Here is an 18,153-nt window from a genome sequence, read left to right on the forward strand (position 1 = left end):
GGGCGGCGGGGGGACCGGCGCGGACTGCGCGGGAGCCTGCGCGTAGGGAGGCACCCGGAAGTCACGCAACGTCTCCGTCCGCTCGGGTCCCTGACCGGCCCCCTGAGTCATCGACCCCTCCACCACCGTCGCGCCGCCGTACACCGTAGGACCCCCCTGGTCGGGCGGGGATCCGTGGTGTCGTGCGCCCATCATAGGAATGCGGCCCGTGCTGTGTGACGCACCAGGGGTGGTGAATCCCGGTGCGCCCTTGGTTCAACGGTGGTTATGTCCTCAATGTGTTGGTCTAGTCCTTGTCCGCATCGCTGTCGGGACTCCTGTCCGGCACGTTGGGGTCCTGGCTGAGTCCCCTGCGGGGTTCCGCGACAGGAGAGCGCGGGGGACTGACCGTCGTCCGGGGCGACCGGCGTTGCGACGAGGTACGGACGATGAGTTCGGTCGGTATCACCTGCTCGATCGGGTGACCGTGGTCGATGCCTTCGATGGCGTCGATGAGCAGTTGGACCACGGCCGTGCCGATGCGCCGGGGCTTGAGCGAGAGCGTGGTGATGGGCGGTTCGGTGGTCGCGTACACGGTGGACTCGCTGCAGCAGACGAGCAGCAGGTCCTCGGGCACCCGCAGTCCGTATCTGCGGGCGGCTGCCAGCAGGTCGGTGCCGTTGGGGTCGAACAGTCCGTACACGGCGTCGGGCCGGTCCGGGCGGGCGAGCAGCCGGTCGGCCGCGACGGCGCCCGCGCACGGATCGTGGGCGGGGTAGGACTCGTAGACGGGGTCCTGCCCGACCCTTTCGCACCAGCGCAGATAGGCCTCGGTGGAGAGACGGGTATAGGTGTCGGTGGTGGTGCCGGTGAGAAGGCCGATCCGGCGGGCGCCGGCGTCGGCGAGATGGTCGAGCAGTTCGAGGACGGCGGCCTCGTGGTCGTTGTCGACCCATGCGGTCACCGGCAGTGAACCCGCCGGACGGCCGTCGGAGACCACCGGAAGGCCCTGGCGGACCAGTTCGGTGACCAGGGGGTCCTGGTCGGAGGGGTCGATCACGACGGTGCCGTCGAGAGCGACGTTCGACCACACGTCCGCTGGGCTGCGGCGTGAGGTGGCGGGCAGGATGACGAGGGCGTACCCGCGCGCCAGTGCGGCGGATGTCGCGGCCCTCGCCATCTCGGCGAAATAGGCGAACTCGGTGAAGGTGAAAGGTTCATCCCCGTAGGTCGTGACAGTCAGGCCGATGAGGCCCGACTTTCCGGTACGGAGCGTGCGGGCCGCTGCGGATGGGCGGTAGCCCAGCCGGTCTGCGACCTCGCGGACGTGGCGGCGGGTGGCGTCGGGGAGCCGGCCCTTGCCGTTGAGCGCGTCTGAGACGGTCGTGATGGAGACACCGGCTGCGGCGGCCACGTCCCGAATGCCCGCCCGCCCCAGCCGGCGACCGGTTGACCGGCTCACCTGGTGCTTCCCTGCTGCTGTCATGGCGAGCCGATAGTAGGGCGAGGGGGGATGGTTGGACCGCGTGCATATGCACGCGTTGACAGGCACGTTTCTGCATGGTCAAACGTGGCTAATGCCCCTGCATTCCAAGGGAGTTGGAGGCGGTGACGTTCCAGTGGCGGTTGTCGATCGGTGGGCAGCTGCCGAATGCCCGATGTTTCGAAGCGGTCTCAACTCACCTGCACGAGGGATGCGCGCCACGGCGCGAGCCACCGGCGCACGGCTTCGACGGGGGAGCGCTCCCCCTTTCGCGCGCTCACGGCTCCCCGGTCCCGGCGAGGGCGACCGCCCGCACCCGGAGGATGCCCACGGCTCTTCGCAGGGGCGCCGAATCCTCATAAGGTGAGCAGTATTCGTACGGACGGATTGGTCGAGGAGGACCTGCGGTGAGCGAGACGAGCCCCAAGCTGCGCGCCGAGCTGGACGGCATCCCCACCTACAAGCCAGGCAGGCCCGCCGCCGCCGGCGGTCCGGTCGCGTACAAGCTGTCCTCCAACGAGAACCCGTACCCGCCGCTGCCGGGTGTGATGGAGAGCGCCGTCGCCGCAGCCGGGAACTTCAACCGCTACCCCGACATGGCGTGCACCGGTCTGATGAACGAGCTGGCCGACCGCTTCGGCGTGCCGCTCACCCACCTCGCCACCGGCACCGGCTCGGTCGGGGTCGCGCAGCAGCTGCTCCAGGCCACCTCCGGCCCCGGTGACGAGGTCATCTACGCCTGGCGCTCCTTCGAGGCTTACCCGATCATCACCCAGGTCAGCGGCGCGACGTCCGTACAGGTGCCGCTGACGCCGGGGGATGTGCACGACCTGGACGCCATGGCCGAGGCGGTCACCGACCGGACCCGGCTGATCTTCGTCTGCAACCCGAACAACCCGACCGGCACCGTGGTGCGCCGGGCGGAGCTGGAACGATTCCTCGACCGCGTGCCGTCCGATGTGCTGGTCGTCCTGGACGAGGCGTACAAGGAGTTCGTCCGCGACACCGAGGTCCCGGACGGGCTGGAGATCTACCGCGACCGCCCGAACGTGGCGGTGCTGCGCACCTTCTCCAAGGCGTACGGGCTCGCCGGACTGCGAATCGGCTTCGCCGTCGCCCATGAGCCGGTGGCCGCGGCGCTGCGCAAGACGGCCGTCCCCTTCGGCGTCAGCCAGGTCGCCCAGGACGCCGCGGTCGCCTCCCTGCGCGCCGAGGACGAACTGCTCGGCCGCGTGGGCGCGCTGGTCGGTGAGCGTGCCCGGGTGTACGAGGGCCTGGTCGGCCAGGGCTGGACCGTGCCGGAGACGCAAGCGAACTTCGTCTGGCTGCGCCTCGGCGAGCGGACGGTGGAGTTCGCGCAGGCCTGTGAGGCGGCGGGCGTGGTGGTCCGGCCGTTCGCGGGTGAGGGCGTGCGGGTCACGATCGGCGAGACCGAGGCCAACGACCTCTTCCTGAAGGTGGCCGAGGGCTTCCGCAAGGCGTACTAGGACTGTCCCGCGGGTCCGGTCGCGACGGGGACACCGTTCGCGCCGGACCCGGTCCGTGAGGTCTCCGAGCCCTGGTCCGGTCCCTGGAGACCGGTCCCTGGAGGCCGGTCCGCCCGGACGGGCTCGTCGGTGCGGATGGTGGCAGGCACCCGACAATCCCTGACCCGGCCCACGACTTGCACGCGCGCGTCAGAGGGCATTCGTCACTGCGCGTGACCGGCCTCGCGCCCTGCGGAAGCGCCGGCGCACCGCTCTCGGCCCAGAACGCGACCGTGCCGGGCACTGGCCAGGCGCCCCCGCGACCTCGGCCCACAGAGGTACCCCCCCCGATTGAAGCCCCGGAAGCATGTGCGACATAATGCTTGTGAATGTGAACGCGTTCACAAGCGTGTCCCGCTTCATCCCGTAATCGGTGGGATCAGAGGGGCAAAGCGCCGCTGTGATCACGGCGATGTAAGGAGATGACGTTGTGAATCTGGCTCTGGCGCCGGAAACACTGGCGCGATGGCAGTTCGGCATCACCACCGTCTACCACTTCCTCTTCGTCCCCCTCACGATCTCGCTCGCCGCGCTCACCGCGGGGCTGGAGACCGCGTGGGTGCGGACCGAGAACGAGAAGTACCTCAGGGCGACGAAGTTCTGGGGCAAGCTCTTCCTGATCAACATCGCGATGGGTGTCGTCACCGGCATCGTCCAGGAGTTCCAGTTCGGCATGAACTGGTCCGACTACTCGCGGTTCGTGGGTGACATCTTCGGCGCCCCGCTCGCCTTCGAGGCGCTCATCGCCTTCTTCTTCGAGTCGACCTTCATCGGGCTGTGGATCTTCGGCTGGGACAAGCTGCCGAAGAAGATCCACCTCGCCTGCATCTGGATGGTCTCGATGGGCACCATCCTCTCCTCGTACTTCATCCTGGCCGCCAACTCCTGGATGCAGCACCCGGTCGGCTACACGATCAACAAGGCCCGCGGGCGTGCCGAGCTCACCGACTTCTGGCACGTGCTGACGCAGGACACCACCCTGGTCGTCGTCTTCCACACGCTCACCGCGTCCTTCCTCACCGGTGGCGCGTTCATGGTCGGCGTCGCTGCCATCCACCTCCGCCGCAAGAAGCACATCCCGGTGATGCGCACCTCGCTCCGGCTCGGCCTGGTCACGCTGGTGGTGGGCGGACTGCTCACAGCCGTCAGCGGCGACCAGCTCGGCAAGGTCATGTTCAAGCAGCAGCCCATGAAGATGGCGGCGGCCGAGGCGCTCTGGGACGGCGAGAAGTCGGCGCCCTTCTCGATATTCGCCTACGGAGACGTGGCCAAGGGGCACAACAGCGTCGAGATATCGGTCCCGGGCGTGCTCTCCTTCCTCGCCGACAACAACTTCTCCTCGTACGTCCCCGGCATCAACGACGTGAACAAGCAGGAGCAGCAGAAGTACGGGCCGGGCGACTACCGGCCCAACATCCCGGTCACCTTCTGGGGCTTCCGCTGGATGATCGGTTTCGGCATGACGTCCTTCGCCATCGGAGCCGTCGGTCTCTGGCTCACACGCAAGAAGTTCCTGCTGGCACCCGGCCTGCGGACCGGCGACGACGAGGTGCCGCATCTGGTCCTCTTCCGGAACAAGGCGCTCAGCACCCGGCTGACCGGCTGGTACTGGTTCACCGCCATCTGGACCCTCGGTTTCCCGCTGATCGCCAACTCCTGGGGCTGGATCTTCACCGAGATGGGCCGTCAGCCCTGGGTCGTCTACGGCGTACTGCGCACCAGGGACGCGGTCTCCCCCGGTGTCTCGCAGGGCGAGGTCCTCACCTCGATGATCGTCTTCACCCTGCTCTACGCGGTGCTCGCGGTGATCGAGGTGCGGCTGCTCGTGAAGTACGTCAAGGCCGGACCGCCCGAACTCACCGAGACCGACCTGAACCCGCCCACCAAGATCGGCGGGGACGACCGCGACCCCGACCGGCCGATGGCCTTCTCGTACTGAGGCTGAGGAGACAGAGGCATGGAACTCCACGACGTCTGGTTCGTACTCATCGCCGTCCTGTGGACCGGCTACTTCTTCCTGGAGGGCTTCGACTTCGGAGTCGGCATCCTCACGAAGCTGCTGGCCCGTGACCGCATGGAGAAGCGGGTCCTGATCAACACGATCGGGCCGGTCTGGGACGGCAACGAAGTGTGGCTGCTCACCGCCGGCGGCGCGACCTTCGCCGCCTTCCCCGAGTGGTACGCCACGCTCTTCTCCGGCTTCTATCTGCCGCTGCTGATCATCCTGGTCTGTCTGATCGTGCGCGGTGTGGGCTTCGAGTACCGCGCGAAGCGGCCCGAGGAGAAGTGGCAGCGCAACTGGGAGGAGGCCATCTTCTGGACCTCGCTCATCCCGGCGTTCCTGTGGGGTGTGGCCTTCGGCAACATCGTGCGCGGAGTGAAGATCGACGCGCACAAGGAGTACGTGGGCACCTTCTGGGACCTGCTCAACGGGTACTCGATCCTCGGCGGTCTGGTGACGCTGTTCCTGTTCACCTTCCACGGCTCGGTCTTCACCTCCCTGAAGACCGTCGGTGAGATCCGCGAGCGGTCGCGGGCGCTGGCACTGAAGCTGGGACTGGCCACCGCCGTGCTGGCGCTCGCCTTCCTCATCTGGACGCAAGTCTCGCGTGGTGACACCAAGAGCCTGGTCGCGATGGTGATCGCGGTCGTCGCCCTGGTCGGGTCGATCGCAGCGATCAAGGTGGGCCGGGAAGGCTGGTCGTTCGCCCTGTCCGGCATCACCATCGCGGCGGCCGTGGCGATGCTCTTCCTGACGCTCTTCCCGAACGTCATGCCGTCCTCGCTGCACGAGGAGTGGAGCCTCACGGTCTCCAACGCCTCCTCCAGTCCGTACACGCTGAAGATCATGACCTGGTGCGCGGGCATCGCGACCCCGGTGGTGCTCCTCTACCAGGGCTGGACGTACTGGGTCTTCCGCAAGCGGATCGGCACCCAGCACATCGCCGACGCGCACTGAGACCGCCCGGAGGGTGTGTTTCACGTGAAACACACCCTCTCCCCCGGCCCCCTGACCCCCCGAGGGGATGTTTCACGTGAAACCGATCGACCCGCGACTGTTCCGATACGCCTCGGCCACCCGTCGTTTCCTCGCTGCCGTGGTCGCTCTCGGCCTGGTCGGCGCGGGACTGGTCATTGCCCAGGCGATGCTCATCGCCGAGATCGTGGTGGGGGCGTTCCAGGGCGACCTGGGTGCCGACGGGCTGCGGACACCTCTGCTGCTGCTCGGAGCGGTCGCGGTCGGACGGGGGCTGGTGTCCTGGCTGACCGAGCTGGCGGCCCACCGGGCGAGCGCGGCGGTCAAGTCGGAGCTGCGGGGCAGGCTGCTGGAGCGGGCCGCGCGGCTGGGACCGGAGTGGCTGAGCGGGCAGCGGACCGGTTCGCTGGTCGCGCTCGCCACTCGTGGGGTGGACGCGCTCGACGACTACTTCTCGCGCTATCTGCCGCAGTTGGGGCTCGCCGTCGTGGTCCCCGTGGCGGTACTGGCCAGGATCGTCACCGAGGACTGGGTGTCGGCGGCGACCATCGTCGTCACCCTGCCGCTCATCCCGCTGTTCATGGCGCTCATCGGCTGGGCCACCCAGGCCCAGACGGACCGCCAGTGGCATCTTCTGTCCCGGCTGTCGGGGCACTTCCTGGACGTGGTCGCCGGGCTGCCGACGCTGAAGGTGTTCGGCCGGGCCAAGGCACAGGCCGAGTCGATCCGGAAGATCACCACCGAGTACCGCCGGGCCACGCTGAAGACCCTGCGGATCGCGTTCCTGTCGTCGTTCGCGCTGGAGCTCCTCGCCACGCTGTCGGTGGCGCTGGTGGCCGTCGGCATCGGTATGCGCCTGGTCCACGGCGATCTGGATCTCTACACCGGGCTGGTGATCCTGGTCCTCGCCCCCGAGGCGTATCTGCCGCTGCGGCAGGTGGGCGCGCAGTACCACGCGGCGGCCGAGGGACTGTCGGCCGCGGAGGAGATCTTCGCGGTCCTGGAGACTCCGGTGCCCGAGGGCGGGACGGGCGCGGTGCCGTCCGGTCCGGTCCGGATCGAGGTCGACGGGGTGACGGTCCGCCACCCCGGACGCGGCGAACCGTCGCCGGCCGCTGCCTCCTTGATGGTGGAGCCCGGCCAGACCGTGGCGCTGACCGGGCCGAGCGGGGTCGGGAAGTCGACCCTCCTCGGCGCGGTGCTGGGGTTCGTGGCGCCGGACGAGGGGCGGATCCGGATCTCCGGCACCGATCTGAGCGAGCTCTCCCTGGAGCAGTGGCGCGAGCGGGTCGCCTGGGTGCCGCAGCGGCCTCATCTGTTCGCCGGGACGATCGCGGAGAACGTACGCCTCGCACGACCGGACGCGGACGACACGGCGGTACGCGACGCCCTGCGGGACGCGGGTGCGCTGGAGTTCGTCACCGCGCTGCCGGACGGCCCGGCCACCGAGCTCGGAGAGGGCGGAGCGGGTCTCTCGGCCGGACAGCGCCAACGACTGGCACTGGCCAGGGCGTTCCTCGCGGACCGGCCGGTACTGCTGCTCGACGAGCCCACGGCCGCGCTGGACGGCGCGACCGAGGCGGGCATCGTCGAGGCTGTACGGAGACTGTCGGCGGGCCGCACCGTGCTGCTGGTGGTCCACCGCCCCGCTCTCCTGGCGGTCGCGGACCGAGTGGTGGAGCTGCGGCCGGGCGCAGAACATGACGCGACGGCGCGGGATGCGGCGGGGGAAAGCGGTGACGTGGTCGCCGCAGCTTCCCCTGTCGCTGCTCCCGGCCCGGCCGATCACACCCCCGTCCCCGCCTCTTCCGCTTCGGCCGCCTCCCGCGACGTGCTGGCGCGCGTGCGCGGAGCCGCCGAAGGACTGCGCGGGCGCCTCGCGCTGGCGCTGCTGCTGGGGGCGTTGGCGCTCGGGTCGGCCGTGGGCCTCATGGCGGTCTCCGGGTGGCTCATCTCGCGCGCCTCCGAGCAGCCGCCGGTGCTGTATCTGATGGTGGCCGTGACGGCGACCCGGGCGTTCGGCATCGGGCGGGCCGTCTTCCGGTACGCCGAGCGGCTGGTCTCCCACGACGCCGTCCTGCGGATGCTGGCGGAGGTGCGCGTCGCGGTGTACCGCAGGCTGGAGCGGATCGCCCCGGCGGGGCTGCGCTCCACCCGGCGCGGCGATCTGCTGTCCCGGCTGGTCGCGGATGTGGACCAGCTCCAGGACTACTGGCTGCGCTGGGCGCTGCCCGCCGCCGTGGCCGTGCTGGTCTCGGTGGCCAGTGCCGGCTTCACCGCCTGGCTGCTGCCCGAGGCGGGATTGGTGCTCGCGATCGGGCTGCTGATCGCCGGGGTGGCCGTACCGATGGTCAGCGGCGCCTGCGCACGCCGCGCCGAACGGCAACTCGCCTCGGCGCGCGGGCTCCTGTCCACCCGGGTGACCGACCTGCTCACCGGTACGGGGGAGCTGACGGTGGCCGGCGCGCTCGGCCGCCGCACCCGTGAGGTGAAGGACGCCGACTCGGTGCTCACCAAGATCGCGTCGAGGACCGCCGCAGCCATCGCGCTCGGCGGCGGTCTTTCCGCGCTGACCTGCGGACTGACCGTCGTGGCCGCCGCTCTCGTCGGGGTACAGGCGGTCGCCGACGGACGGCTGGACGGGGTATGCCTCGCCGTCGTGGTCCTGGTACCGCTGGCCGCCTTCGAAGCCGTCAACGGGCTGCCGCTTGCCGTCCAGGCGCGTCAACGGGTCCGGCGGAGCGCGGAGCGGGTGTACGAGGTGCTCGACGCTCCCGTACCGGTACGGGAGCCGGAACACCTGGCCACGGCGCCCGCGTCGCCCTTCCCGCTGGAGCTGCGGGGACTGGCCGCCCGTCACGAAGGACAGAGCCGGGACGCGCTGAGCGATTTCACGCTGACGCTCACCCCGGGCAGGCGGGTCGCCGTCGTCGGCACCTCGGGGTCCGGCAAGACCACCCTCGCCCAGGTGCTACTGCGCTTCCTGGACGCGCGCGAGGGCACGTACCGGATCGGCGGGAAGGACGTTTCGGCGCTCGCGGGCGACGACGTCCGTGAGCTGGTCGGCCTCTGCGCCCAGGACGCCCACATCTTCGACAGCTCCGTACGCGAGAACCTGCGGCTCGCCCGTCCCGGCGCGGACGAGGACGCGCTGCGCGACGCGCTGGCGGCGGCGCGGCTGCTCGACTGGGTGGATTCCTTGCCCGACGGCCTCGACACCCTCGTCGGGGAGCACGGTGCCCGACTCTCGGGCGGCCAGCGCCAGCGGCTCGCCCTGGCCCGCGCGCTCCTGGCCGACTTCCCGGTGCTCGTCCTGGACGAGCCGGCCGAGCACCTGGACCTGGCGACGGCCGACGCGCTCACGGCGGACCTGCTCCGGGCGACCGAGGGCCGGACGACCGTCCTGATCACCCACCGGCTGCGCGGCCTCGACGCCGTGGACGAGGTGGTGGTGCTCTCCGAGGGCCGGGTGGTGCAGCGGGGGACGTACGACGCGCTCGCCCTGGTCGACGGGGAACTGCGGCGGATGCTGGAGCGTGAGCGCGCCAGTGATCTCCTTCAGGAGGCCCGCCCGGTCTGAGAACCCTTCAGGGATCCATGCCCCGCGCCGCCAAGTTCGACTTTCCCCGCCAAATGGGACTAATTAGGCTCAGGGGCATGTCAGTGCCGGACCCGAAGGACCCCCAGGACTCCAAGGACATTCAGGACCCCGACGCGCTCGAAGCGGCGGCCCTGGCCACCCGGAGCCTCCAGGGGCTGTCCACCGAGCTCACCGCGCGCGTGCCGCAGCTGCTGGAGGCGATGCGTTCCGTCGGTACCGGCCTGGAACTGCACTCCACCCTCGACCGGATCTGTGAGACCGCCGCCGAGCTGGCCGGCGCCCGGTACGCGGCGATCGGGGTCGTCGACGAGACGGGCACGGGACTCTCCGACTTCGTGACGTACGGCGTCGGTTTCGAGGAGGCCGCCGCCATCGGGCGCCGCCCGGACGGCCACCGGGGGCTGCTCGGCCGGCTGATCCAGCACCCCGAGCCACTGCGGCTCACCGACCTCTCCGCCGACCCGCACTTTGCCGGATTCCCCGCTCACCACCCGCCGATGCGGACGTTCCTCGGAGTCCCCATCCAAGTGCAGGGTGAGATCTTCGGGAACCTGTATCTGACCGAGAAGAGCGGCGGGGCCGACTTCAACGACTACGACCTGCACATGCTCCGGGTGCTGGCCACCGAGGCGGGGATCGCCATCGGCAATGCCCGGCTGTACGAGGCGGCGCGACAGCGCGAGCGCTGGATCGACGGATCGGTCGCCGTCACCACCGCGCTGCTCTCGGGCGGTGACGCGGACGACGCCCTGGAGGTCGTCGCCGAACAGGCCCGCCACCTCGCGGACTCCGCGGCCGGAATCGTGCTGCTGCCCGCGGAGGAGGGCGGCCTGGAGATCGTCGCCGTCTCCACCGACGACGCCGGCTCGGTGCTGGGCGTGGTGATTCCGCCGGAGAGCCCGGTCGTCGCCACGCTGCTGGAGGGCGAGGCGGTCTTCATGGAAGACGCGGCGACCGACGCCAGGATGATCACCAAGCTCGCCGAGCGGTACGGCCCGAGCATGATGCTTCCACTGCACAGCGGTGGCCGGGTGCTGGGCGCCCTCGCCACTCCGCGCGCGCGGGGAGGCCGCCCGTTCACCGAGGCCGAACGGACGCTGGCGACCCAGTTCGCCTCACAGGCGGCGCTCGCCCTGATGATGGCGGAGGCACAGCGCGACCGGGAGCGCCTTGCCGTCTACGAGGATCGCGACCGGATCGCCCGGGACCTCCACGACCTGGTCATCCAACGGCTCTTCGCCACCGGGATGATGCTGGAGGGCGCCCAGCGCCAGTCGATCGTGCCCGAGGTGCAGCGGGGTGTCGGCAAGGCCGTCGACGAGCTGGACGTGACGATCCAGGAGATCCGCACGGCGATCTTCGCGCTCCAGCAGGAACCCGCCGAGGTGCCGTCCGGACTGCGCACCCGGGTACTGCGGGAGATCAACATGGCGGCGGTGCCGCTCGGCTTCAGGCCCGCGCACCGCTTCGTCGGCCCGGTCGACGCACTGGTCGGCGAAGTGACCGGCAAGAACCTCATCGCGGCCCTGCGGGAGGCGCTGTCCAACGCTTTCCGGCACGCCGAGGCCTCGTCCATCGAGGTCGTCGTGGACGCCACCGTCCAGCTCCCGGACGGCAGTCAGGGCGTGCGGCTCACCGTCGCGGACAACGGCGTCGGCATCCCCGAGGGCGGCCGTCGCAGCGGACTGCGCAACCTCCGGCGGCGGGCGGAGGCGCTGGGCGGCTCCAGTACGTACGGGCCCGGCACCGGGAAGGACGGCGGCGGGACGACGGTGGTGTGGGAGGCACCGCTTTAAGGGAGGTGAGCGGGGCAGGTGCGGACTTGGTTCACCGTCTGCTCCCAGAGGTGCCGTGAGTCGTCTCCCTCCCGCCTCTGTACGCCAGTCGGGGGGAGCGGCCCCCGGGCCAGAGGTGTGTTTCACGTGAAACGTGCCTCGGCCGCGCGACGATCCGGGGATGCGTCTCGGACATCCGTGCAGGGCTCTCGCTCTGGTCCTGTGTGTGCTCGCCGGGCCGCTCACGTCCGCCGCCAGAGCGGCCGACGACCCCGATGTGCCCCGCACCAGCGTGACGGTGGCACGGCTCTTTCTGGACGCCGCCCAGGCGACCACAGCGTATGAGCAGGGCAGACGCGCGGCGGAGACGCAGCGGGCGAAAGCGGAGTGGCTCGACCGGCTGCTCGCCGACCGCAGACGTGAACTCGTACGGCTCCATGACGACCTGGGCCGGGTGGCCCGTGCGCAGTACCGGACCGGCGGGGACATCGCATACACCGCGCAGTTGTTGCTCGCGGACGACCCCGATGAGCTGATGCGCGGTCAGCGGCTGGCGTGGCAGGCGGACATGGCCGTGACGCGGCTCTACAGGAAGGCGCGCCGGGCGGAAGGGGGGCTCACGTCCGCCCAGCGCAGGGCTCAGGACGCCTGGCGTGACCTCGCGGACCGCAGGGACCGACTGGAAGACCTCAGGAAGTCCCTTTCCGCCCGCCTGGAGGAGGCGCGCTGGGAGCTTCAGGGCGAGGCCGACCGGAGCGTCGCGGCGGGCCAGTGCCGCGGCGCCGTACGCCTGGAGGAGCCACCGGGCTCACACCCCGCGAGTGCCTGGACGGCTCCCGTGGATACGTACCGGTTGTCGGCGGGCTTCGACAGCGCGGGCGAGCACTGGGCCCAGCGCCACACGGGGCAGGACTTCGCCGTGGACATCGGCACCCCGGTACGGGCGGTGGGCGCGGGCCGGGTCGTCTCCGTGTCGTGCGGCGGCGGCTTCGGGATCGAGGTCGTCATCGGGCACCCCGGCGGCTACTACTCGCAGTACGCGCATCTGGCGGCGGTCGCCGTGGACCAGGGAGAGCGCGTGAGCACCGGACAGTGGATCGGCCAGGCCGGCACCACCGGCAACTCGACCGGCCCGCACCTCCACTTCGAGATCCGGCTCACCCCCGAGATGGGCTCGGCGGTCGACCCGCTGCGGTGGCTGAGCGAGCACGGGGTGGCACTGCGCAGCAACGCCGCCGAACCGGAACCGGACGAACCGTGACCGGCGTTCAGAGAGAGGCCAGGATCCGCTCGATGACGACCGCCACACCGTCGTCGTTGTTGGCGACCGTATGACCGGAGGCGGCTGCCACGACGTCGGGGTGGGCGTTGCCCATGGCGTACGAGGTGCCCGCCCAGGTGAGCATCTCGACGTCGTTGGGCATGTCACCGAAGGCGACGACCTCGGAGGGGAGGATGCCGCGCTCGGCGCAGCACAGTTCGAGCGTGGACGCCTTGGAGACGCCGGGGCCGCTGATCTCCAGGAGGGCGGTCGGGCTGGACCGGGTGATCTCGGCGCGCGTCCCGACGGCCTTGCGGGCCAGTGCCAGGAAGTCGTCGGGCGGCAGCTCGGGGTGGTGGGCGAGCAGCTTGAGGATGGGCTCGGCGGCCGTCCCGGCGTCGGCGGCCAGCAGTTTCTCGGCGGGGGCGATGCTGCTGGCGGCGTTCATCAGCATCGGCGGATAGGCCAGCTCGTGGTGGAGCCCGCCGGTCTGCTCGACGGCGAAAGAGGTGCCGGGGACGGCGGCGCGCAGGATTGCGACGACGTCCATGGCGGCCGTGCGCTCCAGCGGGCGGACCTTGACGAACCGGTGCTCCGAGACGCCGTCGTGAAGATCGACCACGACAGCACCGTTGCCGCAGATGGCCAGGCCGTGGCCCTGGACGTGATCGCTGACCACGTCCATCCAACGGACGGGGCGGCCCGTGACGAAGAAGACCTCGATGCCCGCCTCCTCGGCTGCGGCGAGCGCCGCGACCGTCCGCTCCGAGACGGATTTGTCGTCGCGCAGCAGCGTGCCGTCCAGGTCGGTCGCGATGAGCCGGGGGACGGCGGGGACAGGATGCTCGGCGGGGACGGGCTCGGTAGCTGAGGTCACAGATCCCATTGTCCCGTACACGGGTCTACGGATGGGCGGGGGAGCGCACATGTGAGTGCGTGCTCTGAGGCGTGCGGGGCGCAAGGGGCGCATGAGACGCCGCCCGGCCCCCGGCTCTCTGCTGATCCTCTGTCGCCCCTGTGTCGGGTCCGCACGTGCCGCTCCCAGCGGGCCGTGTGACCAAGGGAGCACCGCGGGACGCCGGGAGTGTCAGAGGCAGCCGTTAGTGTCGTAGCCATGCGTCTGAGCACTGTGATTCTCCCGGTACGCCGCTGGCACGACGGCGGTCGCGACGAGTGGCTGCGCGCCGAGGAGCTGGGCTTCCACACCGCGTACACCTATGACCACCTGTCCTGGCGGACCTTCCGCGACGGCCCGTGGTTCGGCGCGGTGCCGACGCTGACCGCCGCTGCCGCCGCCACCACGCGGATGCGGCTCGGCACGCTGGTCACCTCGCCGAACTTCCGGCATCCGGTGACCCTCGCCAAGGACCTGATCACGCTCGACGACGTCTCGAACGGCCGGATCACGCTCGGGATAGGCGCCGGTGGCAACGGTTTCGACGCCACCGCTCTGGGCCAGCAGGCGTGGACGCCGCGCGAGCGGGCCGACCGCTTCGCGGAGTTCGTGCCGCTGCTCGACCGCCTGCTGACCGAGGACGCGGTGACGTCCGAGGGCGCCGTGTACTCGGCGGTCGAGGCGCGCAACATCCCCGGCTGTGTGCAGCGGCCCCGGCTGCCGTTCGCCGTGGCGGCGACCGGTCCGCGCGGCCTGAAGCTGGCGGCGCGGCACGGGCAGGCGTGGGTGACCACCGGCGACCCGAAGCTCTTCGAGACCGGCACGCCCGAGCAGTCGGTGGAGGCGATCCGCGGACAGATGAAGAAGCTCGGCGAGGCCTGTGACGACATCGGCCGTGACGTGGAGGAGCTGGACAAGATCCTGCTCACCGGCTTCACGCCGGAGCCCCGGCGGGTGCTGGAGTCGCTCGACGCCTTCGTGGACTTCGCGGGCAGGCACTTCGAGCTCGGAGTGACGGAGATCGTCCTGCACGCGCCGATCCCGGACTCGGACTTCGCGGTCGACCGGAAGGTGTTCGAGCAGATCGCCACGGAGGGGCTGGCGCAGCTGCGCTGAGGCGGTGGTGGGGGGTGTGGATGACGCCCCCCGTATCGCCTCCGCCGCCATGCCCGTGTACGGCTTCCCGGGTCAGCTCTTGGGGCGTACGCGCTTGCTCAGCCAGGGTGAGAGGGTGCCGCCGAGGACCAGTTCCTTGTACGTCTCGTCACCGGGCAGAGGTACCACCAGCCACCATCCCGGCGGGAAGAAGCGGCCCTTGACGTACGCCAGGTCGCCGTAGACCGACCGGAGAAACGCGGGCACGGCGTCGCGCGGCACGTCGTGGAACTCCACGCCGTCGACGGTGATCTTCGCGTCGTCCTCCGCGAAGAGCTGCACGGTGACCGCGGGCGAGCCGCCGAGCTCGACGAAGGCCTCGTGCGGAAGCGATCCGTCCGGGTCCTGGACGGTGAACGCCCCGGCCGACGTGCGACGCGAGGAGCGGTCGGCGCCTATGTCGTGGGTGACCTCGACGGCGAGGTGGTGTGCGCGGGCGACCTCGTTGATCGCGGCGACAGCGCTCTCGGTGCTGGGAAGACGCGGGTGTGCCATGCCGTCGATCATCTCAGCCGAGGGCGCGGGCCGGCCGGTTCTTTTCGCACGCTCACTCGGGAAGGCGCAGGTACTTCGGCGGTACGGCGTCGGTCAGCCACACCCCGTTCGCGCTGATGTGGAAGACGTGGCCGTCGCGCCGCATCGCCGCCGCGTCCACGCTCAGGACGACGGGACGGCCGCGCCGGGCGCCGACCCGTGTCGCCGTCTCGCGGTCGGCGGAGAGGTGCACATGGTGGCGGGCCATCGGCCGCAGCCCCTCGGCCCGGATCGCGTCCAGGCTGCGGGCCACGGTGCCGTGGTAGAGGTACGCGGGCGGTTCCGCGGCCGGGAGGCCCAGGTCGACGGCGACGGTGTGGCCCTGACTGGCCCGAATGCGGTCGCCCTCGATCACGAAGCGGCGCTTGTCGTTGACGGCGACCACGTGGTCGAGCTCGGCGCGGGAGAGCGGGAAGTGGTGCGCCGCCGCCGCCCGCAGCAGGGTGTCGATGTCGACCCAGCCGTGCGGGTCGAGGGTGAGCCCGAGGCGTTCGGGCTGGTGGCGCAGGTGTTTCGACAGGTACTTGGACACCTTCACGGTGCGTCTGTCGTCCGGTGTTTCGGCCATGCCGTCAGGGTGCCGGGCGGCAAGCGGCCCGGCACCTCATTTTCGCCGCTTTCCGCGCTTCCTCCGCTGAGCACGATGCTGGTGTGACATCGGCCCTCGCGTCACGCCTTGAGTTGCTCCGCGGCCCAGCGTGCCCACTCCTCGTGCATCGCGCTGAGCCGCTTGCCGTACTCCAGGGCCAGCCGGCCGTGGACGGAGAGCGGGTCGTCGTCCCACTCGATCGAGGCCTCGGCCTGCTCCAGGCCGGCTCGCTGGCGGGAGGCCCGTTCGGCCTCGGTCAGGAGGTACGTCCGCGCCTCCAGTGGGGTGAGGAGGCCCAGGAAGAAGACGCGCAGCAGGGAGTCGCTGCGGCGGGTCCGGGACGGTTCGGTCTCGGTGAGCCAGTGGCGCAGCTCGGCCCGGCCCGGGTCGGTGATGGCGTACTCCTTGCGGCCCCGGGGGCCCTCGGCGGCCACCTCGACCAGGCCGGAGTCGGAGAGCTTGCCCAGCTCGCCGTAGACCTGGCTCTGCGTCGCCGACCAGACGTGGGAGAGCGAGGTCTCGAACAGTTTCATCAGGTCGTAGCCGCTGGCCGGACGTTCGGCCAGCAGCCCCAGGACCGCGTGACGAAGGCTCATGTCCTTCACTCTACATTCCACTCTTGACACGTCAATCCAGGAACCTCTACCTTTGACATGTCGAAGTTGGAATGTGGAGCGGGCGAGAGCCCGATGAAGGGGGACTCCCATGAACTACCTGCGCGGATTCATTCCGTGGATCGTCTTCGCCGCCGTCGGCAGCGAGCACTGGCAGTGGGGCGCGGTCGCCGCCCTCGCCGTGGGCGCCTGGTTGTTCTCCGTCGACCGCAAGCGCGGCGCGACGGCCGACTCGCTGATCCTGGAGCAGTCGACCATCGCCTTCTTCGCGGTACTGAGCGTGGTGGCCTTCGCTGCACCGGACAGCGGACTGCGGGAGTACGGCGGGGCGCTCGCCACCGGATGGCTGGCCCTGACCGCGTGGGCGACGCTGGCCGTCCGGCGGCCCTTCACCACCGGCATAGCCAAGCGGCAGGCGCCGCGCGAGCTGTGGAACAACCCGGTGTTCCTCCGCATCAACGTGGTGCTGACCGCCGCCTGGGCCGCCGCCTTCACCGTCACCGCCGTCGCGCTCGCCCTCGTCCATGTCGAGTCGCTGGGCAGCGCCGCCGCGATGGCCGTGCAGGTCGCCGGGTTCGCCGTGCCCGCCCTCTTCACCGCCAAGTACCCGGAGCGCGCCCGGCGCGCCGCGCAGGCCGCCAGAGTGAGCACGATCACCTCATGATGACGGCCAGTGAGGTTTGATCCACAGACAAGTGCGGTTATCCACAGGGCCTGAGGCTAATCTGTGGACAAGTGGGCGCTCGCGAGAGCGTCCAACGTACGTGCCTGGACCTCCCGTTCGGCCGCCGCGGCGACGAACGCGGCGACGTTCTCCGGGCCGACCAGGGCCTGCACGGCCCGGACGGTGTGGGCAGGCAGGGTGACCGGCCCGGGATCGGGATCAACCGGGGCTGCCGGGGCCGTGGCACCGAGGTGTTGCTGCAGGTGCCGGGTGGCGAAGAGGCGCATGGCCCGCGCGAGTTCGGCGTCCACGGTCTGCTGGGCCAGCGGGCGCAGCCGGCGCACCAGACCGGCGGCCTCCGCCGCCTCCGCGTCGGTGGGCGGACGGTTGCCCAGATAGCGGGCGAAGACGTGCTCGGTGGTGAAGTCGAGGAAGCGGGCCGCGATGTGCTCCACCTGGCCGCGCAGCTCCCGCAGATGCCCGGAGATGGCGTCCAGGGGGACCCCGGCGGCGTGCAGCTCGGCGGCGACCGCCAGCTCCTGAGGGCTGGGAACCAGGAACTCGCGGTCCTTGCCGGGGACGCGCTCCAGGATGCCCAGCTCGACCGCTTCGGCGACGGCCCCGTCGTCGGGCTCACCGCCGAAGGTGGCGTCGAGATCGTCCCGGGAGATCCGGACGGCCTCCTCGTCGGTCCAGGGCCCGCTGACCTCGGCGACCAGGCCGAGGACACCCCCGAGGCCGCGTCCCGCGTCCCAGGCCTCCAGGAGTTCCTTGATGGAGGCGAGGGTGTAACCGCGGTCGAGCAGGTCGGCGATCTGGCGCAGCCGGGCCAGATGGGTCTCGCCGTACACATTGGAACGGCCCCGCCGTTCGGGCCTGGGCAGCAGGCCTCGGTCCTGGTAGGCGCGGATCGTGCGGACCGTGGCGCCGCTCGCATGGGCCAGGTCCTCGATGCGGTACTCGCAGGAGGAAGAGGAGGGAAGAGCGTGCGGCACCACCTGCTGCGGCGTGGGCTGAGCCGCCTGCTGGGCCGGCACCGAGGCCGGCCCCGGGGTGCGGGCCGTCTCCCCGGACGGAACCCCACCGGTCGACCCACCTGC

General features: G+C 70.7%; 14 protein-coding genes and 1 pseudogene. 8 read left to right on the plus strand and 7 right to left on the minus strand.

Features of this window, described 5'->3' with window-relative positions; all coding sequences use genetic code 11:
• Positions 1 to 126, minus strand: a pseudogene (locus ACJA3G_RS10715) (serine/threonine protein phosphatase); the annotation flags it as partial.
• Between the two features lie 160 nt (positions 127 to 286).
• Positions 287 to 1,465, minus strand: a complete 1,179-nt coding sequence (locus ACJA3G_RS10720; RefSeq protein ID WP_406552680.1) for a LacI family DNA-binding transcriptional regulator — start codon at positions 1,463 to 1,465, stop codon at positions 287 to 289.
• A 404-nt stretch (positions 1,466 to 1,869) separates the two neighbouring features.
• Between ACJA3G_RS10720 and hisC the strand changes: the two genes are divergently transcribed.
• From hisC to ACJA3G_RS10750, 6 genes are all read left to right on the plus strand, one after another.
• Positions 1,870 to 2,949 (plus strand): histidinol-phosphate transaminase, encoded by a 1,080-nt coding sequence (gene hisC / locus ACJA3G_RS10725; protein ID WP_406552681.1) that lies wholly within the window; start codon positions 1,870 to 1,872, stop codon positions 2,947 to 2,949.
• Between the two features lie 469 nt (positions 2,950 to 3,418).
• Entirely contained in the window at positions 3,419 to 4,927 is a 1,509-nt protein-coding gene (locus tag ACJA3G_RS10730) for a cytochrome ubiquinol oxidase subunit I (protein WP_406552682.1), read from the plus strand.
• Positions 4,928 to 4,945: 18 nt separating this feature from the next.
• On the plus strand, positions 4,946 to 5,947 hold the full coding sequence (gene cydB, locus ACJA3G_RS10735) for a cytochrome d ubiquinol oxidase subunit II (RefSeq protein WP_406552683.1): 1,002 nt from the start codon (positions 4,946 to 4,948) through the stop codon (positions 5,945 to 5,947).
• Between the two features lie 76 nt (positions 5,948 to 6,023).
• Positions 6,024 to 9,545 (plus strand): thiol reductant ABC exporter subunit CydD, encoded by a 3,522-nt coding sequence (gene cydD / locus ACJA3G_RS10740; protein ID WP_406552684.1) that lies wholly within the window; start codon positions 6,024 to 6,026, stop codon positions 9,543 to 9,545.
• A 77-nt stretch (positions 9,546 to 9,622) separates the two neighbouring features.
• On the plus strand, positions 9,623 to 11,362 hold the full coding sequence (locus tag ACJA3G_RS10745) for a GAF domain-containing sensor histidine kinase (protein WP_406552685.1): 1,740 nt from the start codon (positions 9,623 to 9,625) through the stop codon (positions 11,360 to 11,362).
• 160 nt (positions 11,363 to 11,522) lie between these two features.
• Positions 11,523 to 12,602 carry a peptidoglycan DD-metalloendopeptidase family protein gene (locus ACJA3G_RS10750; protein ID WP_406552686.1) on the plus strand — a complete coding sequence of 360 codons (1,080 nt, stop codon included), beginning with the start codon at positions 11,523 to 11,525 and terminating at the stop codon, positions 12,600 to 12,602.
• A gap of 7 nt (positions 12,603 to 12,609) precedes the next feature.
• Here the strand turns inward: ACJA3G_RS10750 and ACJA3G_RS10755 are convergent, their stop codons facing one another.
• The gene (locus ACJA3G_RS10755) at positions 12,610 to 13,488 is read right to left on the minus strand and encodes a Cof-type HAD-IIB family hydrolase (protein ID WP_406552687.1); all 879 of its coding nucleotides are present in this window, start codon (positions 13,486 to 13,488) and stop codon (positions 12,610 to 12,612) included.
• 228 nt (positions 13,489 to 13,716) lie between these two features.
• Between ACJA3G_RS10755 and ACJA3G_RS10760 the strand changes: the two genes are divergently transcribed.
• Positions 13,717 to 14,613 (plus strand): LLM class flavin-dependent oxidoreductase, encoded by an 897-nt coding sequence (locus ACJA3G_RS10760; RefSeq protein WP_406552688.1) that lies wholly within the window; start codon positions 13,717 to 13,719, stop codon positions 14,611 to 14,613.
• Between the two features lie 72 nt (positions 14,614 to 14,685).
• Here ACJA3G_RS10760 and ACJA3G_RS10765 read toward each other — a convergent pair whose 3' ends face one another.
• From ACJA3G_RS10765 to ACJA3G_RS10775, 3 genes are all read right to left on the minus strand, one after another.
• Entirely contained in the window at positions 14,686 to 15,147 is a 462-nt protein-coding gene (locus ACJA3G_RS10765) for a hypothetical protein (protein WP_406552689.1), read from the minus strand.
• Positions 15,148 to 15,199: 52 nt separating this feature from the next.
• Positions 15,200 to 15,754, minus strand: coding sequence for an RNA 2'-phosphotransferase (locus ACJA3G_RS10770; RefSeq protein WP_406552690.1), 555 nt, complete (start codon positions 15,752 to 15,754; stop codon positions 15,200 to 15,202).
• A 101-nt stretch (positions 15,755 to 15,855) separates the two neighbouring features.
• Positions 15,856 to 16,371 carry a PadR family transcriptional regulator gene (locus ACJA3G_RS10775; RefSeq protein WP_406552691.1) on the minus strand — a complete coding sequence of 172 codons (516 nt, stop codon included), beginning with the start codon at positions 16,369 to 16,371 and terminating at the stop codon, positions 15,856 to 15,858.
• Between the two features lie 109 nt (positions 16,372 to 16,480).
• On the opposite strand from ACJA3G_RS10775, the gene ACJA3G_RS10780 reads away from it, so the two are divergent.
• Positions 16,481 to 17,053, plus strand: a complete 573-nt coding sequence (locus ACJA3G_RS10780) for a hypothetical protein (RefSeq protein ID WP_406552692.1) — start codon at positions 16,481 to 16,483, stop codon at positions 17,051 to 17,053.
• A gap of 56 nt (positions 17,054 to 17,109) precedes the next feature.
• Here the strand turns inward: ACJA3G_RS10780 and ACJA3G_RS10785 are convergent, their stop codons facing one another.
• Entirely contained in the window at positions 17,110 to 18,048 is a 939-nt protein-coding gene (locus ACJA3G_RS10785; RefSeq protein ID WP_406552693.1) for a MerR family transcriptional regulator, read from the minus strand.
• Positions 18,049 to 18,153 lie beyond the last annotated feature (105 nt).

Source organism: Streptomyces sp. YS-3, from assembly GCF_045257485.1.
Classification (GTDB): domain Bacteria; phylum Actinomycetota; class Actinomycetes; order Streptomycetales; family Streptomycetaceae; genus Streptomyces.

Excerpts from the sequence above, each read along its gene's own strand:
- ACJA3G_RS10720 (WP_406552680.1), bottom strand. The coding sequence starts at position 1,465 with ATGACAGCAGCAGGGAAGCACCAGGTGAGCCGGTCAACCGGTCGCCGG.
- cydB (WP_406552683.1), top strand. The coding sequence starts at position 4,946 with ATGGAACTCCACGACGTCTGGTTCGTACTCATCGCCGTCCTGTGGACC.
- ACJA3G_RS10745 (WP_406552685.1), top strand. The coding sequence starts at position 9,623 with ATGTCAGTGCCGGACCCGAAGGACCCCCAGGACTCCAAGGACATTCAG.
- ACJA3G_RS10750 (WP_406552686.1), top strand. The coding sequence starts at position 11,523 with ATGCGTCTCGGACATCCGTGCAGGGCTCTCGCTCTGGTCCTGTGTGTG.
- ACJA3G_RS10755 (WP_406552687.1), bottom strand. The coding sequence starts at position 13,488 with ATGGGATCTGTGACCTCAGCTACCGAGCCCGTCCCCGCCGAGCATCCT.
- ACJA3G_RS10760 (WP_406552688.1), top strand. The coding sequence starts at position 13,717 with ATGCGTCTGAGCACTGTGATTCTCCCGGTACGCCGCTGGCACGACGGC.
- ACJA3G_RS10765 (WP_406552689.1), bottom strand. The coding sequence starts at position 15,147 with ATGGCACACCCGCGTCTTCCCAGCACCGAGAGCGCTGTCGCCGCGATC.
- ACJA3G_RS10770 (WP_406552690.1), bottom strand. The coding sequence starts at position 15,754 with ATGGCCGAAACACCGGACGACAGACGCACCGTGAAGGTGTCCAAGTAC.
- ACJA3G_RS10775 (WP_406552691.1), bottom strand. The coding sequence starts at position 16,371 with ATGAGCCTTCGTCACGCGGTCCTGGGGCTGCTGGCCGAACGTCCGGCC.
- ACJA3G_RS10780 (WP_406552692.1), top strand. The coding sequence starts at position 16,481 with ATGAACTACCTGCGCGGATTCATTCCGTGGATCGTCTTCGCCGCCGTC.